We start from the raw sequence: 25,537 nt of genomic DNA, 5'->3' as shown, positions 1-25,537 counted from the left end.
TCGCTTAGAGGTCCTTGAGCGGTGACATAGACAGGGCCAGTACAAACGCCACCGCGGCGGTGACAAGCGGTGTGAGCACCCAGAACGCCAGCACCCGGATCACCACTTTCCGGTTGGTGGCGGGGAACCGCTGGTTGGAGCCGGAGCCCAGCACGGCCGAGGTGACCGTGTGCGTTGTGGAGATGGGCCACTGCAGTCCGATCGCGCCCACCAGCAGGATGGCCGAGCTGAACAACTGTGCCACGGAACCGCGCAGGGGATCCATCCGGATCAGCCGGTATCCCATGGTGTAGGAAATGCGCCAGCCGCCGGCCAGGGTCCCGGCGGTCAGCAGGGCCGCGGTGAACAGGGCCACCCAGACCGGCACTTCGCCGCCGTCGGACAGACCGGACGCCAGCAGCGCCAGGATCAGCACGGCACTGGTGCGCTGGCCGTCCTGCAGGCCGTGGGCGAACGCCACAGCGCCCCCGGCAATGCTCTGGGCGCTCCGCGCGCGGCTGTTTACGACGTTCGGCGGCGTATACCGCGCGGCCCACGTCGCGGGCCAGACCAGCAGGTAGGCGCCGGCGAAAGCAATCAGGGGTGAGAGCAGCAGCGGAAGCGCCACCTGGAAGAGCAGGGACGTGTCAACGCCCCCGACGGCGTTCCCGCCGACGGCGACGCTGGCGAATCCGGCGCCGGCCAGGCCGCCCACGAGGGCGTGCGTCGAGGACGACGGGATACCCCGCCACCAGGTGTAGATTCCCCACAGCACGGCGCTGATGAGGCCCGCCATCAGGATGGCCAGCCCGTTCTCTCCGGGCGGCAGCTGCATCCAGGCCCGGCTGACAGCGAGGGCCAGGGCGGCGCTCAACGCCGCACCGATGAAGTTGAAGAACCCGGCCAGCAGCACGGCGACGGTGGGGGTGAGGGCGCGGTTCCGCACGGCCAGTGCCACGGACGCGGAGGCGTCCCTGAAGCCGTTCAGGAAGGCGAATGCCCCGGCGAAAACCACCACCAGGGCAAACAGGAAGATGGTCACGTCAGGATTCCTTGACGATGATGCTGCCCACCTGGGTCGCGATCCGGCGCATGTCCCTGGTGACTTCGACCAACTGGTCGGCAATGTCCCGGTGGCGTGCGTACCGCGCCGACTTCATTTCAGTGAGCATGTCCGCCACCCAGACCCGGTGGGACCGCTCAGCGCGCTTGGCGAGGCGGAGGACCTCGATCCAATAGTCCTCGAGGTCGTCCAGGTTATCGAGGTTCCGCATGGCATCCACGGTGAGCTCGGCCTGCCTGCTGATGATCTCCAGCTGGTCCGCGGCGCGCTTCGGCAGGCGATCCAGCTTGTAGAGGGACACCAGGTCGGCGGCGGCATCAAGTTTTTCCATCGCGTCATTGAGGTGCCGGGACAGGGCGTACATGTCCTCGCGGGGGAGCGGGCTCACGAAAGTGGTCCGCATATGGGTCAGCAGGGCGAAATGCAGCTCAGCGCATTTGGCCTCGTGGTTGTGCATGTCCTCCACCAGCCGGGCATTCTCGCTGGCCGGTGCGCCCAGGATCTCCGAGAGTGTGCCTGTGGCGAGCACGATCTGGCGTGCCAGCTGGGCAAGAAGATTCAGCCCGGCGGGTTCCTGGGGGAAAAGGCGCAGCTTCACGTGTGGTTACCGGTCTTCGGGAAGGAGGTGCACGGGAGTTTTCTGCCGGGCGTGAAACGTGGTGATGACCCGCGCATGTGCATTACTTTACCGTCCGCCCTGACAGTGCCGGGAAACCACCCGGGTGGCACCCGGAATATGACAGCGGCCCGGTTGGAGGGGCAGGGCCCGGGGGCCGGGTCCAGTCCGCCTGGGGTCCGCGGCGGACCGTATCCGGCATCGTCACTCTCCGGAACCCTACCTTGCATCGACAATTGTCGATACAATCAGAAACGCCACACTGGCGTTATCACCGGTAGCCAGGGGCTGCCGCCAGGCCGAAGGTGGCGCTCTATTTCGGTTACTGGATCTGACGACTGCAAGTGCCAAGGAGAACGAAATGCCTGCTGCTGCCAGGTCCAGCGTGAAATTCCTCGACAACACTCCACGGTTCGTTTTCTTCACAGGCAAGGGCGGTGTTGGCAAAACCTCCGTGGCCTGTGCGACCGCCCTGACCTTGGCGAGGGCCGGCAAACGGGTGCTGCTGGTCAGCACCGACCCGGCGTCCAATCTCGGACAGGTCTTCGGCGAGACCATCGGGAACACCGTCACTGCCATCCCGGACGTTCCGGGTCTCTTTGCGCTGGAGATCGACCCGGAGCAGGCGGCCGACGCCTACCGGGAGCGGATCATCGCTCCGGCCCGCGGGCTCCTTCCGGATTCGGAGCTGGCCGGGATTGCCGAGAGCCTGTCCGGTTCCTGTACCACGGAGATCGCGTCATTTGACGAGTTCACCAACCTGCTTGCCGACGACAGCTCCTACGGGGAGTATGACCACGTCGTTTTCGATACGGCTCCGACGGGTCACACCATCCGCCTGCTGCAGTTGCCCGGCTCGTGGACCGACTTCCTCGAGGCGGGCAACGGTGACCCGTCCTGCCTCGGCCCCCTCTCCGGGCTCGAGAAGCACAAGCAGGTTTACGCCACTGCTGTTCAGGCCCTCACCGACCCGGCCAGGACCCGGCTTGTCCTGGTCAGCCGCGCCCAGACATCGTCTCTGAACGAGATCAAGCGGACCTATTTCGAACTCAACCAGATCGGCATCGGCGGCGGCTTCGTCGTCGTCAACGGGCTCCTGCCGGAAGCCGCCGGCGGGGAGGAGCTGGCGCGGGCCCTGCGTGCCAGGGAAGCGGCGGCGATGGCAGCCATGCCCTCGGCGGTTGCCGGCCTGCCCCTCGATATTCTGGAGTTGAAGCCGGGCAACATGGTAGGCATTCCGGCGATTGAGTCCCTCTTCGTGGCCACTCCTGAGGCCGGTATCGCGCCGGAGGCGGCGCTGGTCGCTGAGATTGCGGACGCTCCGTTGGCCGCCCTGGTGGACGAAATGGAGCCCGATGGCCACGGTCTGGTGATGTGCATGGGAAAGGGCGGCGTCGGGAAGACCACGGTCGCTGCCGCTATTGCGGTCGCCCTGGCCAAACGCGGCCATCCGGTCCACCTTACGACGACCGATCCCGCAGCCCACCTCACCGAAACACTCGCCGGTTCCATCCCCGGCCTGACGGTTTCGCGCATCGATCCGGAAGCCGCCATTGATGAGTATCGACGCCACGTGATGGAGACGAAAGGCCGGAGCCTGGACGAGGACGGACGCGCGGCCCTCGCTGAGGATCTGATGTCCCCGTGCACCGACGAGGTGGCCGTATTCCGGCAGTTCTCCAAGGTGGTCCAGGAATCCCGCCGGCACTTCGTGGTGATCGATACCGCACCAACCGGCCACACTCTGCTGCTCCTTGACGCCACCGGTTCGTACCATCGCGAGATCGCCCGCCAGGTGGGCGACACCATGGGATTCGTGACGCCGCTCATGCGGCTGCAGGATCCGGCGCAGACCAAGGTTGTGCTCGTCACGCTGGCCGAAACCACGCCGGTACTGGAGGCCGAAGAGTTGAAGAGCGACCTGGAAAGGGCCGGAATTCACCCGTGGGCGTGGGTCATCAACAACTCGATCGCCGCCGCACACCCGAAAACGCCGTTCCTGCGGGCCCGCGCCGCGAACGAAATCGAACAGATCACAAAGGTACGCACGTTGACGGACCGGGTCGCGCTCATTCCGCTGCTGCCCGAAGAGCCCATCGGCGAAGAGAAGTTGTCGGCCCTGACTGCGCTGAGCTCACTGCCTGCCTGACGCGGATCAAGTCCCCGGCTACGCGTGCGGGCGGGGGCTGTGACCCGTTCGGCTAGCCGTCCGGGCGCTGAGCCATCAGGGCTTCGATGTCCCGGGCAGTGGCGTCAAGCCTGGTGATCGTATCCCGTTGGAGCGACCGCAGGTACTCGGCGTCCGACTCGCCGTCCTGCACCCAGTTCTCGTCGCCCGGTGAGTCCATCGCTTGGCGTGTGTTGGCGGTTGCCGTCCTGATGTTCTCCAGCATCGCGCGCAACCGGGCCTCGGTGGCGGGGGTCTCGGCAGTCATGGTGTCCTCCTTGGTTGCGGTCGCGTCGTCAGCTCCCAGCGACTACCTTCGCCGCCGCCGTGCTTGCAGCACAAGTACTAAAGGACCCGTGTGCGCCGTTCGATCAGCACGGTGTCCTTCCATTCGCCCTCCGACTGCAGGCGAAGCCTACGCGCTGGCCTTTTCGGAGCTGTGCGGAAGAACGACGTCGTCCGCGGAGCGGGGGGCGGAGGGGAACAGAAGCAGCAGGAGGCCCAGGCCCACGGCCGCGCCGGCCAGCTGTGCCAGGACGAATGCCGGAACGGAGGAGGGCGCGATGCCCGCGAAGGTGTCGCTGAAGATGCGGCCCACCGTCACCGCCGGGTTCGCGAACGACGTCGAGGACGTGAACCAGTACGCGGCCCCGATATAGGCGCCCACGGCCGGCGCGGCGAGGGCGCCGCGGGACGTGGCTGCGAGGGCGAAGATCAGCAGGACCAGCCCGGCCGTAGCCACAACCTCCCCCAGCAGATGCCCCGTGGTTGCGCGCTCTTTGACGGAGATGGAGGTGCCCACCTCAAACATGGCGTTCGCGAGCACGCTGCCGCTCACCGCGCCGACGGTCTGGGCAACCACGTACGTACCCAGCTCGGTCAGGGTCAGTCCGGACCCGCTGCGCCGGCCCAGGATCCAGTCGGCGAGGGACACCACAGGGTTGAAATGCGCGCCGCTCACGGGTCCGAGCATCAGGATCAGGACCGCCAGACCCAGCACGGTGGCCGTGCTGTTCTGGAGCAGCTGCAGGCCAACGTCATTGGGGGAGAGCTGCTGTGCGGCGATCCCGGAGCCAACGACGATGCAGACGAGCAGGCTGGTGCCGAGGAGCTCGGCGAGGGCGCGGCGCCACAGGGGCGGCTGGTTGGAAGTCATGGAAACAGCTTGACGGAAAGAACTAACTCAGTCAAAATTGAATCAATGAACATTGATGCAGCGAACGATTTTCGGGCGCGGGTCGCCAAACATGCAGCCCTCGCCGATCCGGCGCGGCTGCGAATCGCTGACCTGCTGACCCTGGGGGACCTCTCGCCGACGGAGCTGCAGGCAGAGCTGGGGATGCCGTCGAACCTGCTCTCCCACCACCTGCGAGCACTTGAAGAGGCCGGGCTGGTGATCCGGCGCCGCTCCGAAGCGGACAGGCGGCGCAGCTACATCCGGCTTGCCGCCGGCGCCCTGGAGGGCCTGGTGCCGGGGGTGGAGCACGGTGCCCGCCGCATCCTGTTTGTCTGCACGCGGAACAGCGCACGGTCCCAGCTGGCCGCCGCGCTCTGGCGGCAGGTCAGCGAGATCCCCTCGCTGTCCGCGGGAACGCATCCCGCGGACCGCATCGCCCGGGGCGCCGTCGAGGTTGCCCGCCGCCACGGCATGAACCTCGCAGACGTTGCTCCGCGCAAGCTGGAGCAGGTGGCGGGCGAGGGTGACTTCGTGGTGACCGTGTGTGACAACGCGCACGAGGAGCTGGGTGGCCTGGGTGGTGTGCACTGGTCAGTGCCGGATCCGCTGCGCCTGGGTACCGACGAAGCCTTCGAACAGGCTTTCCAGGACATCTCCCACCGGATCAATGACCTAGCCCCGCGCGTACTGACTGCCTAGTTTTCCGAACATGCCCGCTTTTACCGATTCCTAACTGATTTCAGGAGAAATCCCGTGAGTACCGATACCGCCAAGAAGCCTTCCGTCCTGTTCGTCTGCGTCCACAACGCCGGCCGCTCCCAGATGGCCGCCGCCTTCCTCACCACCCTGGGCGAGGGGCGGATCGAGGTCCGCTCAGCCGGTTCGGCGCCGGCGGACAAGGTCAACCCGGCCGCCGTCGAGGCCATGGCCGAACTGGGCATCGACATGTCCGCCGAAATTCCGAAGATCCTCACCACCGAGGCCGTCAAGGAATCCGACGTCGTCATCACCATGGGCTGCGGCGACACCTGCCCGATCTTCCCCGGCAAGCGCTACGAGGACTGGGAACTTGAGGACCCGGCCGGCCAGGGCGTCGAGTCCGTCCGCCCCATCCGCGACGACATCAAGGCCCGCATCGAGGACCTCATCGCATCCCTCGTCCCCGCCGCCAAGTAGGAGTACCGCCATGACTGAACAGCTGATCATCATCGGGTCCGGCCCCGCCGGGTACACCGCGGCCATCTACGCCGCCCGTGCGGGCCTGAAGCCGCTGGTCATCGCCGGCGCGGTGACCGCCGGCGGTGCCCTGATGAATACCACCGAAGTGGAAAACTTCCCCGGCTTCCCCGGCGGCGTCCAGGGCCCCGAGCTTATGGACGGGCTCCAGCAGCAGGCCGAGAAGTTCGGCGCGCAGGTGGTGTTCGACGACGTCACGGAGGTCCAGCTTGCCGGCCACCTCAAGCGGGTGGTCACGGCAGCCGGTGAGACGCACGAGGCGCCGGCCGTCATCCTCGCCACCGGCTCCGCCTACAAGGAACTCGGCCTGCCGGAGGAGAAGAAGTTCAGCGGCCACGGCGTCTCCTGGTGCGCCACGTGCGACGGGTTCTTCTTCCGCGACCAGGACATCATTGTGGTCGGCGGCGGAGACTCGGCCATGGAGGAAGCGACGTTCCTGACCCGCTTCGGGAAGACCGTCACGGTGGTGGTCCGCAAGGGCGAGCTCCGCGCCTCGCGCATCATGGCGCAGCGGGCGAAGGACAACCCCAAGATCAGCTTCGCGTGGAACTCCGCCGTCACCGCCATCCACGGGGACACCAAGGTCACCGGCGTCACCTTGACCGACACCCGCACCGGTGAAACCCGGGAACAGGCCGCCACCGGCATCTTCGTCGCGATCGGCCACCTCCCGCGCACCGAATTGCTGCAGGGCCAGGTGGACCTCGACGCCGAGGGTTACATCAAGGTCGATTCCCCCACCACGGTCACCAACCTCTCCGGTGTCTTTGCGTGCGGCGACGCCGTGGACCACCGTTACCGGCAGGCCATCACGGCTGCTGGAACCGGCTGCGCCGCCGCCCTGGACGCCGAACGCTACCTCGCGGCACTCGACGACGCCGACAGCATCGCCACCGCCCTCGTCGAAGAACCCACCCACGCCTGACCCGGTCCACCGAGCGCAATGGAGAGCTGCCATGACTGACCACCCTGAACGCGGCACGGGCCTGCAGGACAACACCGAGCTCCTGCACCGGATCAGCGACCGCCTGGCCGCCCGGTTTGCCGGCGTGTTCGCAGCGGAGACAGTGGAGCGCTACGTCTTCGAGTCCTATACGGCGCTGGCCCGGACTGCGAAGATCAAAACGTACTTGCCCTCCACCACGGAAAACTTCGCGATCGACCGGCTCAGTGCCCTGGCCAAATCCAAGGGTGCGGTCGTCTCCGAGGTCCCCGAAGTGCTGTTTGTCTGCGTGCAGAACGCCGGCCGGTCCCAGATGGCCGCCGCGCTGCTCGCCGTCGAGGCCAAGGGCAGGATCCACGTCCGGTCTGCCGGCTCCCTCCCGGCGGCCGAACTGGACCCCGCCGTCGTCGCGGCGATGTCCGAAATGGGCCTGGACCTGACCAGGGACTACCCCAAGCCCCTCACCGACGACGTGGTGCGCGCCTCGGACGTGGTGATCACGATGGGCTGCGGCGATTCCTGCCCGATCTACCCGGGCAAGCGCTATGAGGACTGGGAGCTGGCAGACCCGGCCGGCCTCCCCGTTGCGGCCGTGCGGATCATCCGTGACGAGATTCACGACCGGGTCAAGGCCCTCGCAGCCTCGCTGCTTAGCTCCCCAGACAAGGAAGAATCAAAAGCATGACCCAGACTTCTAAGAAGCCGGCCGTTCTGTTCGTCTGCAGCAAGAATGGCGGAAAATCCCAGCTCGCCGCCGGCCTGATGAACCAGCTCGCTGATGGGACGGTCACGGTGCACTCCGCCGGGACCAAGCCCGGCACGGCGCTGAACCCCCAGTCCGTGGAGTCGCTGGCTGAACTCGGCATCGACATCACCGGCGAACACCCCAAGCCCGTCACGGTGGACGTCCTGGAGGCGGTCGACGTCGTGATCGTCCTGGGCAACGAGGCGAAGGTCGAAGCCCCCGAAGGCAAAAGGCTCGAGGTCTGGGATACGGACGAGCCCTCCGCGCGGGGCATCGAAGGCATGGAGCGCATGCGCCTGGTCCGGGACGACATCAAGGCCCGTGTCCAGACGCTGTATGCGGAGCTCACCGGGAGCTGAGCGTAGGGCATGAAAATGGTGCCGAACCGGATACGCCTCTCGGCGGTAGGCCGCTCTAGGCGGCTAAATGTTGAAGCCCGGGGGTTTCGCGGTTCGGCACCGCTTTTAGTTTTCTACGTGGCCGGGGACAAGTCAACATTGACAGTCCGCGGGAGGCGTGCGTGCCGGGAACCCGGCGGCGCGCGATAGGCCTCAGTCCAGCTCGCCCAGCCGCCACGCGTTGGCGGCGTGCTCCAGGTCCTCGGCGGTCTTCACCAGCAGGTGCGAATTGCGGGTGAGTTTGCTCGCGTGGCCCTCGTTCCCGTGCTCTGCGCCGTCGGCGAGGGTGGCCTGGCCCAGCGCCACCACGCGGCAGAATGCGGCGGAGCGCTCCAGCGCAACGTCGAACTCGCCGTCGAACGCGCCCGAGAGGATGGCATCCGCCATCGACTTCATCTCATCCGCTCCGGGAGGCTCGGCGGCGCCGGCGACGACGTGCGAGACCTGGGCGGTGTCCTTTCCGGCCTTGAAGTACACGGAGATCCGTTCGGGGTCCTGGATGGTGGCGGCGCGGATGGCGTACAGCCGCCAGAGGGCTCCCGGGAGGGAGCGTGCCGGGCTTTCGGCCCACATTTCGGCGATGGCCTCCAGGCCCTGCTCGTCGGCGAGCTTCACCAGCCGTTTCGTCACTACGGGGTCGTCGCTGTCACGTCCTCGGCGCACCAGCGCCTGCGCGGCGAGATGGGCCGCTTCGGAGACGCGGGCGGGATCGGCCCCGCCCGCGAAGGGCTCAAAGTCAATGGGGGCGAAAGGCTTCGGCTTGTGGTGCCGGGGCGGTCCGGGGGTGCTGGATCCTGCTTGCTCGCTCATGCCACCACGCTACTCCAGTGCTGTCGGGGAATCGAGCGTGCAGCCCGCCAACCGCCGGGTACCGGCGCGGCCGCGATGGCGCCCGACGGCGATGCCCCCGCCGCGTGCGAAAAACCGGCCCCGGTCTGGGGTACAGTATTAACGTCCAGAAATGGACTGGGCTGATCAGTCCTCGAGTGGCGGATTCATCCGTTGTTTCAGGGCAGTCGGCTGGGGCCTTTAGCTCAGTTGGTAGAGCATCGGACTTTTAATCCGTGGGTCGTGGGTTCGATCCCCACAGGGCCCACTCTTTTAGCGAAGAGCGGGAAAACCCCGGCATCCTGGCGACAGGGTGCCGGGGTTTTTTGTTGCCCGGACCCCGCCGAAAACGCACGATGATCTAGTTATCAGTTCGGCTAGGATTGCTGGATGAACGCGAACAGCACCACCGGCTCCGGGTACTGGTATGGAGCGGACGACCGGCTTGACCCGCCCGGCGCGGTCCTCCAGGCCCTTCGCGAGTACCGCAACGTGGAAGTTGCCCGCCGGCGCTCCACGAGGGATTCCATGGGGATGGGCGAGACGGACCTGCTGGCGCTGCGGTACCTGCTGCGCGCCCAGGCCGCGGGCGAGCAGGCGGGGCCCAAAGACCTCAGCCGCATCCTGGGAATCACCACAGCCTCCACCACGTCGCTGATCGACCGGCTGGTGAGCAGCGGCCATGTCCGCCGCGAGCCCCACCCCACGGACCGGCGCTCCCTGGTGATCGTCCCCACGGGGGCCACGGATGCCGAGGTCCGGGCCACGCTGGGTGACATGCACCGCCGAATGATGGCCGTGGCGGAGGAACTCAGCGAGGAGGAAGCCCGGACCGTAGTCAGGTTCCTGCGGCGGATGAGTGAGGCCATTGCCGAGCCGACGAGCCACGGCGGAAATTAACCCGCACGGCAACTAGCTAGTCTGACTAGTTATATGTATGCTTACCAACTATGTCTGAGATTCGTTTTTCCGGCGGCGCCGTGGCTGAAATGGCGCCCGCCGCTGCACCGGCCATCGCGCCGGCCGCGCAGGCCCTGACCGCGCCGAGCCACTGCGGGATGCCCATGGAGTGGAAGGCCCCGGCCTTGGCCACCATGTCCGTCTACTCCTACGCGCCGGCCGACGCCGCGGCAGAGCTGCCGCCGCTCTGGCGTTGCGTCTGCGGCTTCCAGCTGGACGGAATCGTGCACACGTCCGGCATCCTGTCCGAGCTCAGCCGATGACACCGCCGTCCGGGGTAGCCCTGGCGGAGCGGCCCGCCGCCACCGCCCCTGCGGTCCCCGCCCAGGCGGTCAAGGCTCCTGCGCTCACGGCACCTGGGCTCATTGCCCCTGCGATCACCGCTGCTGGGCTCGATGCCAAAGTGCTGGCCCTTCCGGACGCCCCGGCGGGGCGCTTCCTCGTCCATGAACTCCTGGGCCGGGGCGCCACCGCCACGGTGTTCCGCGGGACGGACCTCCTGGACGGCCGGACCGTCGCCATCAAGGTCGCTGAGGGCCCCGAACCGCGGCAGACGGAACGGATCCACGCCGAGGCGCGCATCCTGGCGTCACTGAACCACCCCGCGATCGTCACGTTTATCGCCGAAGGCGTCGTTCCGGCGGGTGACCCGTGGGCAGGACGCCCGTTCCTCGTGGAGGAGTACGTCTACGGTGGAAGCCTCGCCGAGCGGATCCGCAACGGCGCCGCCGACGCCGGCGACGTGGCCCGCTGGGCGGAGTCGGCGCTGTCCGGGCTTGCGCACATCCACGCGCGCGGGCTGGTCCACCGGGACATCAAACCCGCCAACATCCTGGTCAGCGAACTGCGGCGCTCTGCCGTCCGGATCGCCGATTTCGGCATCGCCACCCCCGCCGGAGTGGAGCTGGAGCCGGGCGATTCCTCCGGCACCGTCCACTACATGAGCCCGGAGCAGGCCGCCGGCCGGCATCCGGGTGCGCCCGGCGACATCTATTCCCTGGGGCTCGTGCTCCTGGAGTGCCTCACCGGGGCCAAGGCGTTCCCGGGGACCCCCGTGGAATCGCTGGTGGCGCGGACCCTTCGCGATCCTGAGATTCCGGCCGGCATCGGCGCATCCTGGGTGTCGCTGCTGGGTGCCATGACGTCCATGGATCCCGCGGCGCGTCCTTCGGCCGCTGCGGCCAGGAAGCTCGCGGCAAGGCTTCCGCGCACGTCCTGAGCGCCGCCGGACCGTTCAGCCTGCCTGGGTACCCGCTCCGGTGAATCCGATCACCGCCCGGTTCCGTCCGGCGGCTTTCGCGTCATACAGGGCGCGGTCGGCTTCCCGGAGGAGGCGCTGCAGCCCGGCGTTTCGGTCCCGTGCGTCAACGACGCCGAAACTCGCCGTCGGCGCGGCCACACCTTGGGGCAGGGAACTTTTTTCGGCCAGTGCGGCGTTGATCCGGTCGGCGATCCGGACGGCTTCTTCCGCGTCGACGCCGTCGAGCAGCAGGGCAAACTCCTCGCCGCCGTAGCGGCCCACCAGGTCCGCGTCCCGCACGGCCGAGCGGCAGGCCTCGGCGAAAGCCCGGATGACGCCGTCGCCTGCGTCATGGCCGAAGCGGTCGTTGATTGCCTTGAACCGGTCCAGGTCCGCCATAACAACCGCGGTGTCGATGCCGGCCGCGAGGTTGGCCCGGAGCCGGCGGTGGGCCTGGTGCATAAACTCCTCGCGGTTCAGCAGCCCGGTCAGCCCGTCGCGGTAGGCCAGCTCCTGCAGGTCCTCGGTCCGGCGGGCGTAGTTCAGCGATGTGATGCTGGAGGAGACCACCACCAGCAGGACCATGGCCATCAGCAGGGTCACGCCGGTGCCGAAGAGCACCTGGAACAGCGGATCCGCGGGGCCCAGCACTGCCAGCCCGACGGTCCGGCTCAGGTAGTAGGCGGCACAGCCGGCCGTTGCGACGGCGAGGGACCGGACCAGGTGCCAGGACTCGGCGCGCTCGCGCCAGAGCTCCACGGAGGCCAGGCCGATCGCCGTGCCCATCAGGGCCAACAGGACAATGCTGCCGAGCCGGGCATTGTCTGAGTAGCGGACGGCGACATCAACGGCGACGGCCGCCGTCGCCGGAACCGCCAGCAGCCAGGGCCGGATCCTCCGGCCCGCCAGCGAGCGGGTGCCCGCCCAGACGCAGCCGGTGCCCAGCACCATCACGCCGTTGCCCACACTGGGAGACCAGGCCACACCCTGGACCTCGCCCATGATGTAGAAGACGGCGGCCAGGAAGAACGAGGCGACAGCGCCGCACCACCACCCGGCAAAGGGAGCCCGGCTCTTGCGGTAGGTGTCGAAGTAGAAAAGGACCAGCATGGTCAACGTCATCACGGCGAAGACCACCATGAGCGTGGACCGGTCGAGCAGCACCATAATTCTGAACATTCCCAGCTGCCGGGCCGCCCTCCCCACGGACTGCCGGCTTAGTTCCCCGCCGGATCAGGCCCCGGCCGGGACAAGTCTCTCAGAACGAAGGGCCCGCCGCCCAAATCAGCGTGACATCCGGACACGTTCGGGGCCCGCAGCCCGCGGATGGGGTGCAAGATGGTGCCATGGATGCCGTCGACGCCCTCAATGAGATTGCCTTCTGGCTCGAACGCGAGCTCGCACCCACGTTCAAGATCCAGGCCTTCCGCAAGGCCGCCGGAATCATCGCCGGCCTCGACGCGGAGGAACTGGCTGCCCGGGCCCGTGACGGCCGGCTCAAAAGGACCAAAGGGATCGGCGACCGGACGTTCCAGGTCATCCGGGAGGCGCTCGACGGCGAGGTGCCTGAGTATCTGAGCGGCCTGCGGAGCCGGGGGGACCAGCCTCTGGTGCAGGGAGGTCACGAGCTGCTGGCCTCGCTGCGCGGCGACCTGCACAGCCACAGTGACTGGTCCGACGGCGGATCCCCGATTGAGGCCATGGTGCACGCCGCCAAGCTGCTGGGCCGCGAGTACCTCGCGCTGACTGATCATTCACCGAACCTCAAAATCGCCAACGGGCTGAGTGCCGCGCGGCTCGCGGAGCAACTCGATATCGTCTCGGCGATCAATGCCGACGACGGCGGCTTCCGCCTCCTGCGCGGCATCGAGGTGGACATCCTCGAGGACGGCACCCTGGACCAGACCCCGGAGATGCTGGACCGGCTGGATATCGTGGTCGCCAGCGTGCATTCTAAGCTTCGCTCCGACAAGCGCACCATGACCCGCCGGATGCTCGGCGCCATCGCGGACCCGCACACCAACGTGCTCGGCCACTGCACCGGCCGCCTGGTTCAGGGCGGCCGGGGGACGCGTCCGGCGTCGGAGTTCGACGCCGAACTGGTCTTCGCCGCCTGTGCCGAGAACAACGTCGCCGTCGAGATCAATTCACGGCCCGAACGCCAGGACCCGCCCGGCACCCTCATCCAGCTGGCCCTCGACGCCGGCTGCCTGTTCAGTCTCGACAGCGACGCCCACGCCCCGGGCCAGCTCGATTTCCTGCAGTACGGTGCCGAGCGCGCCGAACGCAACGGCGTGCCGGCGGAGCGGATCGTCACCACCTGGCCCCTGGACCGCCTGCTGGACTGGGCCGCGCAGGGGCGCTGAGGCCCGGGCGGCGCTGATCAGCCGGCGCTGATGAGATGGCTGAAGTGGTCGTACCGGAAGGTGATCTGCCCGCCGTCGTGCGTGATACTGACGTTGCCACCGCCGGGGGCGCCCCCGGCCCCGTAGTTCTCCGCCCAGGAGCGGTTGAGGGCGGCCTTGAACCCGTAGCTGCCGGCCGGCAGGGTGGTGGTCAGCTTCCAGACCTGGTCCGTGGGATCCAGGATCAGCTGGGCCATGTCACAGTCCGGCATCCAGTCGCCCGCACAGCCAAGCTCCGAGTTCATGTCACCGGCAGCCGCGACGGCCCCCGGCTGCTGTGAGGCGTACACGGCGCTCAGCAGGTGCGTGCTGTTGTCGTACCGGAAGGTCACTGGGCCGCCGGGGTGGTCCAGGGTGATGTTGTTTCCGTTGAGCACTCCGCCGGCACCGTAGTTCTCGTCCCAGGATCCGTTGAGGGCTGCCTTGAACTCGTAGCTGCCGGCGGGCAGGACCGCGGTGAACCGCCAGATCTTGTCTGCCGGATCCAGCGTCATGAAAGCGTCCCGGCAATCCGGCTGCCAGTCACCCGGGCAGCCCATTTCCGAGTTGAGGCTCCCGGCCACGGTGACCGAAGCGGGCTGGGGAAGCTCCCCGGCTACGACCGTGCGGGTCCCGCTGGACACCTCGCCCACGCCTGGAACGTCCATCAGGGCCCGGTAGCGGAGCTGGGTACCGTCCGCCAGCGCCAGCGCGCTCAGGTCGTCGACGGCCGTGTAGGCGGGGGAGGAGCTGTCCTGGCCGATTTTGGACCAGTCACCGCCGCTGATGCTGCGCTCGAACCGGACCGTGTAGTCGGCCTTTTCCGGGCTGGCGACTGCACTGATGTCGACCTTGCCCTGGACGCTGCTGCCCTCCTTGGGGGACACCAGGGTCAAAACCGGCGCCGGGACGGTGCCGCTGCGGGGCTGGCTCACCGACGTGTGGGACCCGTTGTCCAGCACGACGGCGCGGTACTCCACGGCGGTGCCGGCGTCCAGTGCCGAGACGTCGTGGAAGACCTGGTACGGCGCCGTGTCATCCGTGCCGATCGGGGACCATTTGCCGCCGCCGGTGCGGGCCTGGAAGGTGACCTCATAGAAGGAGCTGCCGTCGACGTCGGCCGCCACCCGTACGCGGCTGTTGTCCGCCGCAGAAGCCGCCGGCTCCTGCAGCGTTACGGCCGGCGCTGCCTTGGAATGCGGGATGCGGCCCGCGGACTCGTAGACGACGGCGGAGAGCGGCGGCACGGTGACCGTGAGCTTCCTGTCCGCGGCCGTCTTGACCTCGGCGGCTGCTTCTCCGTAGATCCGGTTGTAGCTGCGCTTGGCCACGTAGGTGGGGACCGCTGCCGTCCGGGCCTGCTTGCTGTTGTTGACGGCGACCACGTACTCGCGCTGGTCCTTAGCGTCGGTCCGGGAGAAAGCGTAGATGCCCGGTCCGTCGGAGGCATAGCGGTTCTGGTGTGCGCCGTTGCGCAGCGCCGGGTGTTCGGCGGTCAGGGCGGCGAGCTCACTGATCCCGCGGTACAGCGGGTGGGCTGTGTTGAAGTTGTCGCCCGAGTGCGTGGCGTCGGTGCCGAGCAGATCGTCATCGAGGTAGTCCGGGACCCTGCTCGCGAACATCGTCTGGCGCGCGTCCTGATCGCCGCCGGGGCCGGTGAAGCCCTGTTCGTCGCCGTAGTAGACCACGGGGTTGCCGCGGGAGAAGTACATCAGCTCGTGGGCGAGCCGGTCGCGGGCGACGCGTTCGGCGTCGTCCGCGTTCGGGTTGTCAGCGCTGATGAAGCTGCCGATCCTGCCCATGTCGTGGTTACCCAGGAAGGTGGGCAGTTGGTAGACGTTGGAGTCGGCGTCGGTGTACCAGTCGTCACCGGCGAAAAAGGTCTCCAGTTCCTTGGCGCCCTGGCCGCGGGAGGCGAAGTTCCGGGCCGCATCCTGGAACGGAAAGTCGAGCACGGCCTGCATTTTGTTGCGGGTGGTGAACTGCGAGGTGAAGCTCTTGGAGGTGTCGAAGACCTCGCCGAACATAAAGAACTCGTCCTTGCCGTGCGCCTTGGCGTAGTCGAGGACCCGGGGGCCGAACTGCTGCCAGAACTCGTCGTTGACGTGCTTCATGGTGTCGATCCGGAAGCCGTCCACGCCGAAGTCGCCGATCCACTTCTCGTAGACGTCCGCCATGCCGTCCACCACCTGGGGGTGTTCGGTGAAGAGGTCGTCGAGGCCGAAGAAGTCGCCGTAGAAGGAGTTTTCGCCCTCAAAGGTGGTGTCGCCGCGGTTGTGGTAGAGCGTCGGGTCGTTGAGCCAGGCCGGGACTTTGAGGTTTTCCTCACCGGGCGCCAGCTTCGGCGTGTAGGGGAAGGACTTAGCCGCGTCCAGGGCCGGGAAGTTGCCTGTTCCGGCGTAGTCGCGGTCATCGAACGGTTCGCCGGCGGCGGTCAGGTACGGGGCGGCGTCCTTGGACTTGTAGGCGGTGCGGTCGCCCTCTTCGTAGCCGATCACGTCCGCGGTGTGGTTGGTGATGATGTCGAAGTAGACCTTCATGCCGCGGGCGTGGGCCTCGTCGATGAGCGACTTGAGCTCAGCGTTGGTGCCCAAGTGCGGATCGATCTGGGTGAAGTCGGTGACCCAGTAGCCGTGGTAGCCGGCGGACTTGTCCTCCGGCTGGACCGCCTTGTTCTTGAAGCTCGGGGTCAGCCAGATCGAGGTGGTGCCCAGGCCCTGGATGTAGTCGATCTTCTCCCGCAGGCCTTTGAGGTCCCCGCCGTTGAAGAAGCCCTTCTTCGTCGGGTCGAAGCCGGACACCATCGGGTCCGTGCCAAGGCCGCCGTCGTCGTTGGCGGTGGTGCCGTTGTTGAAGCGGTCCGCCATCACGAAATAGAACCGTTCGTCCGTCACCGGGCCGCGGAGCGAGTGGACGGCCGACGGATCGTCCGGGGCGGGCGCGGCCTGGGCGGCCGGCACCGGGGTCACGACGGCGGCTGCCGCGGTAACGAGGGCCGCTGCCACGGCGGTTCCGGTGCGGAGGAACGCGGCGCGCCACAGCCTGTTGCTGGGTGCGGTTTTTTTGCCCGCGCTAGTAGTGCGGATTAACACGATGGGAAACCTTCCGGTAAGCGACGTTGCCTCGACGAAGGGATGGATGCGGAGACCGGCCACTGAGAGCCAAGTCACAACTGTAAGCGCTTGCACGGAAGTTATTCCAGCGAATGGTCAGAAAATCTTCAGTACGGCAGCGCGGGACATGCCCTCCGGGCGCGGGGAAGGCTGGACAAAGTGCCCTTATGTCCACTGACCGCTGCGGAGACAGGACATGTCCCGCGGTCAGGGCTGCTGCGCATGTCCAGTTTTTCCTACCCCGGCGTGACATGCGCTCTGGAAGCGGGGAAGGGTGGGCAAAATGCCCTATGTCCACTGACCGCTGCTGAGGCTGGGCATGTCCCTCGCTAGCGCGCCGCTGGGACGAGTGCTGTCGGGGACGCCAGCGCCACCCTGCCCACGGCCTCTCCGGGGAGGCCACTGGCCGGATCCAGCGGGTACGTCACCACGTCCCCGGAGCGTTCATGCGCCACATGCAGCCGGCCGTTCCGGACCAGATGGTGACGCGGCCAGTCGCCGCCGCTGGGGACATCGGCGCGGGCACGGACGCCGCCGTCGTTGTCCACGTCAAGCACGGTGATCCGGTTGGAGCCGCGGACCCCGACGTAGGCGTGCCTCCCGTCCGGGGAGAGGGCAATCTCGGCCGCGGAGTCCCCGGGGAGGGCTCCCTCACGGGTAGCCGGGACCACCCCGGCCAGGCTGAAAATGCCGGACTGGCGGGAGAGCTGTACGACGGCCACTTCAATCGAGTATTCGGTCACCACCAGCACGCGCCCGCCGGGGTGCTGGACGAGGTGCCGGGGGCCGCTGTCCCGGGGGAGTGCCAGCTCGTGGTCCAGCTGCAGCCCCTGCGAGGGCACGTAGTTCCAGACCCGCAAAAGGTCGTGCCCCAGGTCCGTGGTCATCACCCTGCCGTCGTCGAGCATCAGGCTGGCGTGGGCGCGGCTGGGGCGCCCGGACACCAACGAGGCCGCGGCCGGGTAGCGCGCCGTGATGCCGCCGTCGTCGTCCAGTTCGTAGAGCAGCACCTGTCCGTCGCCCCAGCAGGTGACCACGACGAAGCGGCCCTGCGGGTCGACGGCAACATGGCAGGCTGCCTCTCCGGCCGGCCAGTCCCGGCCGGCCGGGACCAGGCTGAATCCGCCGGACCGCCGGTACGCCCGCACAGTCCCGGCCGCCTCGCCCACCGCGTAGACCACGTCCAGGGTGGGGTGCACGGCGAGGAACGACGGCGAGTCCGCCGCGGCGGCCACCCCCAGCCATTCCAGCGTTCCGTCAGCGGTGACGCGCAGGGCCCCGACTCCGGTCCCGCGGCCGCCGCGGTCCGTGGTGTAACAACCGGTCCAGATCAGCTCGTCCGGCGGTACCAGGCCTGACAATGCGGCGTCTGCGGATGCGGGGTCTGACAATGGCGCGTCTGCCGGAACCGGCAGCGAAGATCCGGAGGACATGCTGTTCGTGGACATGGTGCCATCCTGCCACTTCGATACCATGAGATTCCCGGCGTGATGAACGGAAGGGGGTCTGCGGCATGACGGCTCCTGCCGCGTCCAGCCCCACGGTCATCACGAGGCTCCGGGCAGCCGGCTGCGTCTTCGCCGAGGAGGAGGCCGGGTTGCTTTCCGGTGCTGCCACGACGCCGGACCACCTCGACGCCCTCGTGCAGCAGCGGATTTCCGGCCTGCCGCTGGAGCACGTCCTTGGGTGGGCGGCATTTTGTGGACTCCGGATCGACGTGGACCCCGGAGTCTTTGTGCCCCGCCGCCGCACCGAATTCCTGGTCAGGGAGGCCATGAGGCTCCTGAATAGTTCCGGCCGGGCTGCCCGATCCGGCCGCACCGGGACCCCGCCGGTGGTCGTGGACCTGTGCTGCGGCTCAGGGGCGGTGGGCGCCGCGCTCGCGGCGCTGGCCGGCCCCCTGGAACTGCACGCTGCCGACGTCGACGCGGCAGCGGTGCAGTGCGCGGCCCGCAACCTGGTGCCGCTGGGCGGCGAGGTCCACGCCGGGGACCTGTACACGGCCCTCCCGGAGCGGCTGCGCGGACGGGTTTCGGTTCTCGCCGTCAACGCCCCGTACGTTCCCTCGGCCGAAATCGGCACCATGCCGCGGGAAGCCCGCCTGCACGAGCCGCGGGTTTCCCTCGACGGCGGCACAGACGGGCTTAAGATCCAGCGGCGGGTGGCCGCCGTGGCGCCGCTATGGCTGGCTCCCGGCGGCTACCTGCTGATCGAGACGAGTCCGCGGCAGGCGCCGCAGACCGCCGGGTTGTTCCGCCGCAACGGACTCACCGCCCGGGTGGCCCGCTCCGGGGAGCTGGACGCCACGGTTGTCATCGGAACGCCGATGCACGATGCGCCCCAATGACGGCGAACCCCGGAGCGGTTAGTACGCCTTGTGGGGATCGACGTTGGTCGCGGCTCCGGCCCGGGTGGCCCCGCCTTCATCCGACCAGTCCTGGCCCTGCTGGTCCGACAGTGCGGGGTCCGAGTCGACGTCGGGAGCCCCGGCCGCGACGGACGTCCCGAGGTTGACGGTCTCCGGGTGGGTGCTGTGCGCGGGGATGCCGCCCTCGGCTGCACTCCCGTCACCTGAGGTCCCCGTCGGGGGTGTGTCGCGGCGGACCGCGGAGCCGATCACGGTTCCGGCCCGCCGGGCGGCTTCGCCGAGCTGCTCCGATACCTCTGGTGCCTTTTCCTTGACCGCCTCGGTCGCCGCTGCCACCTTGTCCTGGACCGGCTGGCTCTCCCAGAGAGCGGCCGCCCGCGTCTTGAGCTTCTCGTAGGCGGCCCGTCCGGACCGCGATCCGAGAACGTAGCCTGCTGCGATTCCTGCTCCGAAAAGAAGTTTGCCTTTCATGCGGTACTCCTGTTCCTCGATGGTGCTGGGTAATAAAGGTGGTGGGGCCGTTTGCCAAAAAACCGGCCCCGGGAAAATTCCCGGGACCGGTTTCCGGTCGTCAGCTTTAGCGGGCTGAACGCTTGGTGATCATGCCGTAAACGAGCAGGACGATGATCGCGCCGCCGATGGCCAGGAGCCAGGTCGACAGCGAGAAGAACTCGTTGATGCCCGTGCCGAACAGCAGTCCGCCAATCCAGCCGCCAAGAATGGCGCCGACCACGCCGAGCAGCAGCGTGATGAGAATGCCACCGCCCTGCTTGCCCGGGAGGATTGCCTTAGCGATTGCGCCGGCGATGAGGCCCAGAATCAGAAATGCGAAAAAACCCATTTTTATCGTTCCTTCTTCTTCATTGAGGAGGCACCCGGGTTGCCGGGTACGCTTCATCCTTCTTCCCCAATACTAATCATGCTTATTATCAAAGAGCCATTCGGCGGGGAGGGAAAACTCTTCGTGGCGGGTACTTTCTCGGGCATTTGCCCCGGTTTCGGCCGGGTTTTGCCCGTCTCCGTTGAGCGGGGGGCCACCCGCGGAAGTCGATGAATTCGGTGACCGCACGGCGCCCGCCTTTGTGGAGGGCGGAACGTGCGGGCCGGCGTCGGACGTTACCGTTCCAGTCGGAATCCGAGCTTGATGGTCACTTGCCAGTCGGCAATAGCGCCGTTCTCGAGGTGTCCGCGGATTTCCTTGACCTCAAACCAGTCCAGGTTACGCAGGGTCTTGGCCGCCTCGGCGATGCCGTTGCGGACTGCGGCATCAACGCCCTCGTTCGACGTTCCGACAATTTCAGAAATGCTGTAAGTGTGATTAGACAACTTCGCTCCTCGTGATCGCCATCGGTACCCGGCGGTGGGCCGTTCCTGCAGATTAGCCGACAGATCGCGGCGGGACTAGAGGGGCCGGAGGCCCGTGCCTCTGAATCCCGCGCCTCAGGATCCGTAGACCGGACCCGGCTCGGGACGCTTGGGCGCAAGCGGCGGGGCATCGGAGCGTTTCCGGACCCGGCGGACCATCCAGGGCAGCAGATAGGTGGTGAACCAGGCGAGATCCCCGGCCTTGCTGTCCCGCCAGCTTGCGGCAGGCATGGGCCTGGGCTCCAGCGGCGTGAGGGTGTGGGCGACCCCCAGTGATTCCAGCACCATGGCCGCGATGGTGTGATGCCCGATCGGCGAGAAGTGCAGCCGGTCAGGGTCCCACATTTGCGGGTCAGAGAGCTGCCGCAACGTCCAAAGATCAGCGATCACCCCGTGATGGCGCGCCGCTATGGTCCGGATGTTCTCATTGAAGACGGCCACCCTGCCCCGGTTATGCCCCAGCAGCGGTGTGTCGCGCCAGTCGGGACCGGTGAACAGCACAATGGTGGCCCCGGTGGCGCTGAGCATGCCTACTGCGGCATCGAGGTCGGCGGCCAGCCGGTCTGGATCGCTCCGGTGGAACACGAGGTCGTTTCCGCCGGCCGAGAGCGTGACCAGGTCCGGCCTGAGCGCGATCGCGGGCCCCAGCTGCCGGTCGAGGATCTGGCGCAGCAGGAGGCCGCTGACGGCGAGATTGGCGTACCGGAAATCCGTTCTTCCGTCGCTGAGTTCCTCCGCGATGCGGTCCGCCCAGCCCCTCATCCCGCCGGGGCTCAGCGGCTCAGGATCCCCCAGGCCCGCCGTGAACGAATCTCCCAAAGCGACATAGCGGCTCCACAGTCCCGGGCTCCACGCTGCACTCGAAGTAATGTCCCGCCGCGGACCGTACGCCACGCCGTGCACCTGTCTATGGCCCGGGCCCGGCCCTGGCCCCGGCGCGGGGCCCCGTGCGCCGGCCTGGCCGGCGCCGGGATCCAGGAATCCGGCCGCGTTCACGCTTTTAGCAATACGCCGAATATTCAGGCTCCACTAGGTCCTTAGGTCCCTAGCGGGGCGTGCCCACCCTTCCGGGGACCCCTGATGCCCGCGCCGGGCGGCGGGAGTGGGCGGCATCATACCCTGCAGGGTATGGCAGATACATAGGGGGGTATATCATGGAATGAACCCTGTTGATCCCGACTGTTTGATCCCGGAGAACAAAATGGAACTCGATCCCACCGACATGAAGCCCGTCATCAACCGACTTCGCCGCGCCCAGGGGCAGCTCGCCGCCGTGACCCGGATGATCGAAGAGGGCCGCGACTGCAAAAGCGTTGTGACCCAGCTGGCTGCCGTGTCCAGCGCCCTGGACCGGGCCGGATTCTCGATCATCGCCACGGGCCTGCAGCAGTGCATGCAGCAGGAGGACCCCACCCTGGACCGGGCCGAGCTCGAGAAGCTCTTCCTCTCGCTGGCCTAAGCCGGCCGGGCGCAGCTAAGAGCCCCCAGTCACCGGGCCCGGCACCGCTCCCGACAGTCGCGCCGCCAATCAGGCCGGCCGGTCCGCCAAGACGTAGGTCTTGAGGTCATCCAGTGTCTGCTGCATGTGGGCGTCCATGGCGTCCCGCGCCTGGTGCGGGTCCCGCGTGGCCAGGGCGTCCGCGATTTTCTGGTGCTGGCCGATCGCATGGGCCTGGATCTCGCGTACCTCGGACGTCTGGGTCCTCCGCTTTTCCAGCACCCGGTGCAGCGGGGCGAACAGCACAGCCACAAAAACATTCTCCGAGGCGCGCAGGATGAGGTCGTGGAACGCGAGGTCGGCCGCCACAAACGCGGCCACATCGTGCTTTTCATGCGCCAGGCGCATCGATTCCAGTTGCCCGTAGAGAGCCTCCAGGTCGGAGTCGTTGATCCGGACGGCCGCCAGCTCGCAGGCGCCCGACTCCAGCATCCGGCGCAGCTCGATCAGCTGCACGGCGGCGGCTGCGTCGTTTTTCCCCTCCGAGGCCGCCCGGAGGACAGCCTCCAGGGAAGCCCAGCGGCTCAGGGGATTCACAAAGGTGCCGCGGCCGCGCTCCACGCTGAGGATCTGCTGGGCTTCGAGGGTCTTCATCGCCTCGCGGACCGTCATGCGGCTCACCTCATGGCGGGCACTCAGCTCCAGCTCGCCGGGGACTGATGTGCCCGGGGGGAACTCGCCGGCAATGATGCGGTCCAGTAATTCGTCAGCGACCACGCCGACCAGCGATTTCCTAGCCAATTTTCCCCATCCGCTGTCACCGAGTTGCACTTGGTGGACAAGTCTACTTGCGCGCCGTTGTGCCGTATGCCACACTAGCACTCAGATGTTAGATGTCAGACATCTTACAAATTTGTTCCGCAGCAGAGTTCCCACAATGGAGTGCAAGTGCCCTTTGAACCAGAGCTTTTCGAAGCAGATGTGCTGGCCGCCTTCCCCGCGGAGGTCCGGATTCCCGCCCGGACCGTCGCCGAAGCGCTGGAGGCCCGCTCCGCGGCGGCCCCCCGGATCCTGGTAGTGCTCGACGACGACCCCACCGGCACGCAATCCGTCGCGGACCTGCCGGTCCTCACCCGCTGGGAAGTCACCGACTTCACCTGGGCTTTCAACCACCGCATCAACGGCCGCCGCCCAGACGCGGTCTACGTCCTGACCAACACCCGCAGCCTGGACCCCGCCGAGGCGGCCGCCCGCAACGAGGAAGTGGTCCGGAACGCCCTCGCGGCGGCCGCCCTCGAAATCGACGGTGCCGCCCCCAGCCTGCAGCTCGGGTTTGTCAGCCGCAGCGACTCCACCCTCCGCGGCCACTACCCGCTGGAGCCGGACACCATCGCGGCCACCGTCGCCGCTGCCACCGGCGAGGTGACGGACGGCGTCGTGATGGTCCCCGCATTTCCCGACGCCGGGCGCGTGACGATCGGCGGCGTGCACTACATGCGCGGCACCGGCGGGGACGCCGGCAAGCTCACTCCGGTGGCCCAGACCGAATTCGCCCGGGACGCGAGCTTCGGCTTCGCGAATTCCGATCTGGCGAAGTACGTGGAGGAGAAGTCCGGAGGCCGGTTCCCGGCGGATTCGGTGATCGTGCTGGACCTGAACATCATCCGTGCAGCCGGCCCGGACGGGGATCCCCAGGCCTCGGCCAAAGCCATCGCCGACGCCGTCGGCTCGGCCACGGATTCCACCCCGATCGTCGCCGACATCGTGACCGAAAACGATCTCCGTGCGCTGGCCCTGGGCCTGGAGGAAGCCGAACGCCGGGGCAAAAAGCTGCTGTACCGGGTGGGTCCGCCGTTCGTCCGGGGCCGCATCGGGCAGGAAATCCGCACCGAACTCAGCGGCGAGGAAGCGTACGCGGGGCTCACACCCTCCGACGCCGGCGGCCTGATCGTCGTCGGATCGCACGTCGGCGTCACCACCCGGCAGCTCAAGGCCCTCGTGGAACAGCACAGCGCCGCGCGCATCGTGGAAATCGACGTCGAAAGGCTGCTGGGCGGCGGGTCCGAGGACTATCTGGACGGCATCGTCCGGACCGTCGCCGAGGCCCTGCGCAGCGCCGACGTCATCCTCCACACCAGCCGGCTGCTCATCAAGACGGACGACGCCGCCGCGAGCCTGCGGATCGCCCGCACCGTGTCCGCCGCCGTCGTCGCGGTGGTGAACCGGACCCTGAAGACGTTCCCGCCGCGCTTTGTCATCGCGAAGGGCGGCATCACGTCCTCGGACGTCGCCGCCCACGGCCTGGAGATCCGGCACGCGATCGTCCGCGGGCCCATGCTTCCGGGCATCGTCAGCCTGTGGGAACCGGTGGACGGACCTGCGAAGGGCATCCCGTACATCGTCTTCGCCGGCAACGTGGGTGACGACCAGTCCCTGGCCCAGGTCACCCGCAAGCTCAGCAACACTTTTTGATCGCCCGCCCGCAACAAAACCCTCATTTCAACGGAGAAACCATGAACTACAAAGTCACTGTCCTCGGCCTGGGCGCCATGGGACTGCCCATGGCCGCACGGCTGGCCACCCGGCTGACCGTCCACGGCTTCGACATCGCCGAACCGCGGCTGAAGCTCGCCGAAGAGGCCGGCATCAAGACCTTCTCCTCGGCCCGTGAGGCCGCCGAGGGCGCCGACGCCCTGCTGCTGGCCGTCCGCAACGGCGAACAGCTGGACGACGTCCTCTTCGGCGGGAACGGCGTGGCTTCCGTACTGAAGCCGGGCGCCGTCGTGATCCTGGGCAGCACCGTGGGCACCGAAGCCATCCCCGCCACCGTCGCCCGCCTCGCGGAATTCGGCGTCGCCCTCGTCGACGCCCCGCTGTCGGGCGGGCCGAAGCGCGCCGGGGAAGGCGACCTGCTGATCGTGGTCGGCGCCGAACCGCAGGCGCTGGAAACGGCCCGGCCGGTCCTGGAACTGCTCGCCTCAACCCTGACCGTGGTGGGCGACAAGCCCGGCGACGGGCAGGCCCTCAAGACCGTCAACCAGCTGCTCTGCGGTATCCATATCGCCGCGGCGGCCGAGGCGATGGCCCTCGCGGATGCCCTTGGCCTGGACCAGGCCAAGACCCTCGCGGCACTGGAGGCCGGGGCCGCCGGTTCCTTTATGCTGTCCAACCGCGGGCCCCGCATCCTGGAGGCCTACACCGAGAACGGCGCGGAGGTCCTCAGCCGCCTGGACATCTTCGTCAAGGACATGGGCATCGTCGGCAAGGCCACCCGCGCCGCCGGCCTCGCCGCCCCGGTGGCCGCTGCCGCCGAGCAGCTGTACCTCCTCGGCCAGGCCCAGGGGCTCGCCGCCGCCGACGACTCCGCCGTCATCAGGGTCGTCGCCCCCACCAAGCGCACCGCCTAGTACCCGCTTCCGCCTTCACCTATAGTTCCCCAAAACCCTGCGACGGCGGATCCCCCCTTTCCGCCGTCGCAGCTGAACCCTTCCCGCCGGTTTCCCGCCGGCGGGTCTGT

At 67.8% G+C, this 25,537-nt stretch carries 27 protein-coding genes and 1 tRNA gene; 15 read left to right on the top strand and 13 right to left on the bottom strand.

The window, feature by feature from the left end; all coding sequences use genetic code 11:
* Nucleotides 1–4: 4 nt before the first annotated feature.
* Nucleotides 5–1,021 (bottom strand): inorganic phosphate transporter, encoded by a 1,017-nt coding sequence (locus FS787_RS09225; RefSeq protein ID WP_144672150.1) that lies wholly within the window; start codon nt 1,019–1,021, stop codon nt 5–7.
* Nucleotide 1,022: 1 nt separating this feature from the next.
* Nucleotides 1,023–1,640: a DUF47 domain-containing protein gene (locus FS787_RS09220; RefSeq protein WP_144672149.1), complete on the bottom strand. Its 618-nt coding sequence runs from the start codon at nt 1,638–1,640 to the stop codon at nt 1,023–1,025.
* Nucleotides 1,641–2,043: 403 nt separating this feature from the next.
* Here FS787_RS09220 and arsA point away from each other — a divergent pair, with 403 nt between their 5' ends.
* Nucleotides 2,044–3,807, top strand: coding sequence for an arsenical pump-driving ATPase (gene arsA, locus FS787_RS09215; protein ID WP_144672495.1), 1,764 nt, complete (start codon nt 2,044–2,046; stop codon nt 3,805–3,807).
* Between the two features lie 52 nt (nt 3,808–3,859).
* Here arsA and FS787_RS09210 read toward each other — a convergent pair whose 3' ends face one another.
* The gene (locus tag FS787_RS09210; protein WP_144672148.1) at nt 3,860–4,093 is read right to left on the bottom strand and encodes a hypothetical protein; all 234 of its coding nucleotides are present in this window, start codon (nt 4,091–4,093) and stop codon (nt 3,860–3,862) included.
* A gap of 147 nt (nt 4,094–4,240) precedes the next feature.
* Nucleotides 4,241–4,981, bottom strand: coding sequence for an MIP/aquaporin family protein (locus FS787_RS09205; protein ID WP_144672147.1), 741 nt, complete (start codon nt 4,979–4,981; stop codon nt 4,241–4,243).
* 45 nt (nt 4,982–5,026) lie between these two features.
* On the opposite strand from FS787_RS09205, the gene FS787_RS09200 reads away from it, so the two are divergent.
* From FS787_RS09200 to FS787_RS09180, 5 genes are read left to right on the top strand one after another with little or no spacing between them, the layout of a single operon-like run.
* Nucleotides 5,027–5,701 carry a metalloregulator ArsR/SmtB family transcription factor gene (locus FS787_RS09200; protein ID WP_144672146.1) on the top strand — a complete coding sequence of 225 codons (675 nt, stop codon included), beginning with the start codon at nt 5,027–5,029 and terminating at the stop codon, nt 5,699–5,701.
* A gap of 54 nt (nt 5,702–5,755) precedes the next feature.
* Nucleotides 5,756–6,178 carry an arsenate reductase ArsC gene (locus FS787_RS09195; protein ID WP_144672145.1) on the top strand — a complete coding sequence of 141 codons (423 nt, stop codon included), beginning with the start codon at nt 5,756–5,758 and terminating at the stop codon, nt 6,176–6,178.
* 10 nt (nt 6,179–6,188) lie between these two features.
* Complete coding sequence (gene trxB, locus FS787_RS09190) at nt 6,189–7,163, top strand: thioredoxin-disulfide reductase (protein WP_144672144.1); 975 nt, start codon at nt 6,189–6,191, stop codon at nt 7,161–7,163.
* Nucleotides 7,164–7,194: 31 nt separating this feature from the next.
* A complete protein-coding gene (locus tag FS787_RS09185; protein ID WP_144672143.1) occupies nt 7,195–7,866 on the top strand; it encodes an arsenate reductase ArsC in 672 nt (223 codons plus the stop codon).
* Nucleotides 7,863–8,285 (top strand): low molecular weight phosphatase family protein, encoded by a 423-nt coding sequence (locus FS787_RS09180; protein WP_144672142.1) that lies wholly within the window; start codon nt 7,863–7,865, stop codon nt 8,283–8,285. The genes FS787_RS09185 and FS787_RS09180 overlap by 4 nt, the downstream gene beginning before the upstream one ends.
* Before the next feature lie 192 nt (nt 8,286–8,477).
* Here FS787_RS09180 and FS787_RS09175 read toward each other — a convergent pair whose 3' ends face one another.
* The gene (locus FS787_RS09175) at nt 8,478–9,134 is read right to left on the bottom strand and encodes a hypothetical protein (protein ID WP_144672141.1); all 657 of its coding nucleotides are present in this window, start codon (nt 9,132–9,134) and stop codon (nt 8,478–8,480) included.
* Nucleotides 9,135–9,347: 213 nt separating this feature from the next.
* Between FS787_RS09175 and FS787_RS09170 the strand changes: the two genes are divergently transcribed.
* The 4 genes from FS787_RS09170 to FS787_RS09155 all read left to right on the top strand — a co-directional run bounded on the left by FS787_RS09170 (nt 9,348) and on the right by FS787_RS09155 (nt 11,331).
* Nucleotides 9,348–9,420, top strand: a tRNA-Lys gene (locus tag FS787_RS09170).
* Nucleotides 9,421–9,542: 122 nt separating this feature from the next.
* Nucleotides 9,543–10,052 (top strand): MarR family winged helix-turn-helix transcriptional regulator, encoded by a 510-nt coding sequence (locus FS787_RS09165; RefSeq protein ID WP_144672140.1) that lies wholly within the window; start codon nt 9,543–9,545, stop codon nt 10,050–10,052.
* Nucleotides 10,053–10,102: 50 nt separating this feature from the next.
* Nucleotides 10,103–10,375 carry a hypothetical protein gene (locus FS787_RS09160; RefSeq protein ID WP_144672139.1) on the top strand — a complete coding sequence of 91 codons (273 nt, stop codon included), beginning with the start codon at nt 10,103–10,105 and terminating at the stop codon, nt 10,373–10,375.
* On the top strand, nt 10,372–11,331 hold the full coding sequence (locus tag FS787_RS09155) for a serine/threonine-protein kinase (RefSeq protein ID WP_144672138.1): 960 nt from the start codon (nt 10,372–10,374) through the stop codon (nt 11,329–11,331). Before FS787_RS09160 ends, FS787_RS09155 begins: the two co-directional genes overlap by 4 nt.
* A gap of 15 nt (nt 11,332–11,346) precedes the next feature.
* Here the strand turns inward: FS787_RS09155 and FS787_RS09150 are convergent, their stop codons facing one another.
* Complete coding sequence (locus FS787_RS09150; RefSeq protein WP_144672137.1) at nt 11,347–12,531, bottom strand: GGDEF domain-containing protein; 1,185 nt, start codon at nt 12,529–12,531, stop codon at nt 11,347–11,349.
* 167 nt (nt 12,532–12,698) lie between these two features.
* On the opposite strand from FS787_RS09150, the gene FS787_RS09145 reads away from it, so the two are divergent.
* The gene (locus FS787_RS09145) at nt 12,699–13,718 is read left to right on the top strand and encodes a PHP domain-containing protein (RefSeq protein WP_144672136.1); all 1,020 of its coding nucleotides are present in this window, start codon (nt 12,699–12,701) and stop codon (nt 13,716–13,718) included.
* A gap of 17 nt (nt 13,719–13,735) precedes the next feature.
* Here FS787_RS09145 and FS787_RS09140 read toward each other — a convergent pair whose 3' ends face one another.
* Nucleotides 13,736–16,741: an alpha-amylase family glycosyl hydrolase gene (locus tag FS787_RS09140; RefSeq protein WP_144672494.1), complete on the bottom strand. Its 3,006-nt coding sequence runs from the start codon at nt 16,739–16,741 to the stop codon at nt 13,736–13,738.
* Nucleotides 16,742–17,178: 437 nt separating this feature from the next.
* Nucleotides 17,179–18,297, bottom strand: a complete 1,119-nt coding sequence (locus FS787_RS09135) for a lactonase family protein (protein ID WP_260982486.1) — start codon at nt 18,295–18,297, stop codon at nt 17,179–17,181.
* Between the two features lie 65 nt (nt 18,298–18,362).
* On the opposite strand from FS787_RS09135, the gene FS787_RS09130 reads away from it, so the two are divergent.
* On the top strand, nt 18,363–19,196 hold the full coding sequence (locus FS787_RS09130) for a putative protein N(5)-glutamine methyltransferase (RefSeq protein WP_144672135.1): 834 nt from the start codon (nt 18,363–18,365) through the stop codon (nt 19,194–19,196).
* A gap of 18 nt (nt 19,197–19,214) precedes the next feature.
* Here the strand turns inward: FS787_RS09130 and FS787_RS09125 are convergent, their stop codons facing one another.
* The 4 genes from FS787_RS09125 to FS787_RS09110 form a co-directional block, all read right to left on the bottom strand.
* The gene (locus tag FS787_RS09125; protein ID WP_144672134.1) at nt 19,215–19,688 is read right to left on the bottom strand and encodes a YtxH domain-containing protein; all 474 of its coding nucleotides are present in this window, start codon (nt 19,686–19,688) and stop codon (nt 19,215–19,217) included.
* 106 nt (nt 19,689–19,794) lie between these two features.
* On the bottom strand, nt 19,795–20,058 hold the full coding sequence (locus tag FS787_RS09120; RefSeq protein ID WP_066432543.1) for a GlsB/YeaQ/YmgE family stress response membrane protein: 264 nt from the start codon (nt 20,056–20,058) through the stop codon (nt 19,795–19,797).
* Between the two features lie 275 nt (nt 20,059–20,333).
* Complete coding sequence (locus FS787_RS09115) at nt 20,334–20,543, bottom strand: dodecin (RefSeq protein WP_144672133.1); 210 nt, start codon at nt 20,541–20,543, stop codon at nt 20,334–20,336.
* A 114-nt stretch (nt 20,544–20,657) separates the two neighbouring features.
* Nucleotides 20,658–21,476, bottom strand: a complete 819-nt coding sequence (locus FS787_RS09110; RefSeq protein WP_144672132.1) for an SGNH/GDSL hydrolase family protein — start codon at nt 21,474–21,476, stop codon at nt 20,658–20,660.
* A gap of 307 nt (nt 21,477–21,783) precedes the next feature.
* Between FS787_RS09110 and FS787_RS09105 the strand changes: the two genes are divergently transcribed.
* Nucleotides 21,784–22,041, top strand: a complete 258-nt coding sequence (locus FS787_RS09105) for a metal-sensitive transcriptional regulator (RefSeq protein WP_056428136.1) — start codon at nt 21,784–21,786, stop codon at nt 22,039–22,041.
* 69 nt (nt 22,042–22,110) lie between these two features.
* Here FS787_RS09105 and FS787_RS09100 read toward each other — a convergent pair whose 3' ends face one another.
* Nucleotides 22,111–22,821, bottom strand: a complete 711-nt coding sequence (locus tag FS787_RS09100) for a FadR/GntR family transcriptional regulator (RefSeq protein ID WP_144672131.1) — start codon at nt 22,819–22,821, stop codon at nt 22,111–22,113.
* 147 nt (nt 22,822–22,968) lie between these two features.
* Between FS787_RS09100 and FS787_RS09095 the strand changes: the two genes are divergently transcribed.
* Entirely contained in the window at nt 22,969–24,492 is a 1,524-nt protein-coding gene (locus tag FS787_RS09095; protein WP_144672130.1) for a four-carbon acid sugar kinase family protein, read from the top strand.
* Nucleotides 24,493–24,533: 41 nt separating this feature from the next.
* Complete coding sequence (locus FS787_RS09090; protein ID WP_144672129.1) at nt 24,534–25,427, top strand: NAD(P)-dependent oxidoreductase; 894 nt, start codon at nt 24,534–24,536, stop codon at nt 25,425–25,427.
* Nucleotides 25,428–25,537: the final 110 nt, after the last annotated feature.

This window comes from Arthrobacter sp. U41, from assembly GCF_007679325.1.
GTDB lineage: Bacteria > Actinomycetota > Actinomycetes > Actinomycetales > Micrococcaceae > Arthrobacter.
This window is presented reverse-complemented; position numbering and strand designations above follow the sequence as displayed.

What these genes read in the sequence shown, in the direction of transcription:
- FS787_RS09205 (WP_144672147.1), bottom strand. Translation starts at nt 4,981, where the DNA reads ATGACTTCCAACCAGCCGCCCCTGTGGCGCCGCGCCCTCGCCGAGCTC.
- FS787_RS09180 (WP_144672142.1), top strand. Translation starts at nt 7,863, where the DNA reads ATGACCCAGACTTCTAAGAAGCCGGCCGTTCTGTTCGTCTGCAGCAAG.
- FS787_RS09130 (WP_144672135.1), top strand. Translation starts at nt 18,363, where the DNA reads ATGACGGCTCCTGCCGCGTCCAGCCCCACGGTCATCACGAGGCTCCGG.
- FS787_RS09135 (WP_260982486.1), bottom strand. Translation starts at nt 18,297, where the DNA reads ATGTCCACGAACAGCATGTCCTCCGGATCTTCGCTGCCGGTTCCGGCA.
- FS787_RS09150 (WP_144672137.1), bottom strand. Translation starts at nt 12,531, where the DNA reads ATGTTCAGAATTATGGTGCTGCTCGACCGGTCCACGCTCATGGTGGTC.
- FS787_RS09105 (WP_056428136.1), top strand. Translation starts at nt 21,784, where the DNA reads ATGGAACTCGATCCCACCGACATGAAGCCCGTCATCAACCGACTTCGC.
- FS787_RS09165 (WP_144672140.1), top strand. Translation starts at nt 9,543, where the DNA reads ATGAACGCGAACAGCACCACCGGCTCCGGGTACTGGTATGGAGCGGAC.
- FS787_RS09125 (WP_144672134.1), bottom strand. Translation starts at nt 19,688, where the DNA reads ATGAAAGGCAAACTTCTTTTCGGAGCAGGAATCGCAGCAGGCTACGTT.
- FS787_RS09175 (WP_144672141.1), bottom strand. Translation starts at nt 9,134, where the DNA reads ATGAGCGAGCAAGCAGGATCCAGCACCCCCGGACCGCCCCGGCACCAC.
- FS787_RS09210 (WP_144672148.1), bottom strand. Translation starts at nt 4,093, where the DNA reads ATGACTGCCGAGACCCCCGCCACCGAGGCCCGGTTGCGCGCGATGCTG.
- FS787_RS09120 (WP_066432543.1), bottom strand. Translation starts at nt 20,058, where the DNA reads ATGGGTTTTTTCGCATTTCTGATTCTGGGCCTCATCGCCGGCGCAATC.
- FS787_RS09155 (WP_144672138.1), top strand. Translation starts at nt 10,372, where the DNA reads ATGACACCGCCGTCCGGGGTAGCCCTGGCGGAGCGGCCCGCCGCCACC.
- FS787_RS09160 (WP_144672139.1), top strand. Translation starts at nt 10,103, where the DNA reads ATGTCTGAGATTCGTTTTTCCGGCGGCGCCGTGGCTGAAATGGCGCCC.
- FS787_RS09145 (WP_144672136.1), top strand. Translation starts at nt 12,699, where the DNA reads ATGGATGCCGTCGACGCCCTCAATGAGATTGCCTTCTGGCTCGAACGC.
- FS787_RS09200 (WP_144672146.1), top strand. Translation starts at nt 5,027, where the DNA reads ATGAACATTGATGCAGCGAACGATTTTCGGGCGCGGGTCGCCAAACAT.
- FS787_RS09090 (WP_144672129.1), top strand. Translation starts at nt 24,534, where the DNA reads ATGAACTACAAAGTCACTGTCCTCGGCCTGGGCGCCATGGGACTGCCC.
- FS787_RS09185 (WP_144672143.1), top strand. Translation starts at nt 7,195, where the DNA reads ATGACTGACCACCCTGAACGCGGCACGGGCCTGCAGGACAACACCGAG.
- trxB (WP_144672144.1), top strand. Translation starts at nt 6,189, where the DNA reads ATGACTGAACAGCTGATCATCATCGGGTCCGGCCCCGCCGGGTACACC.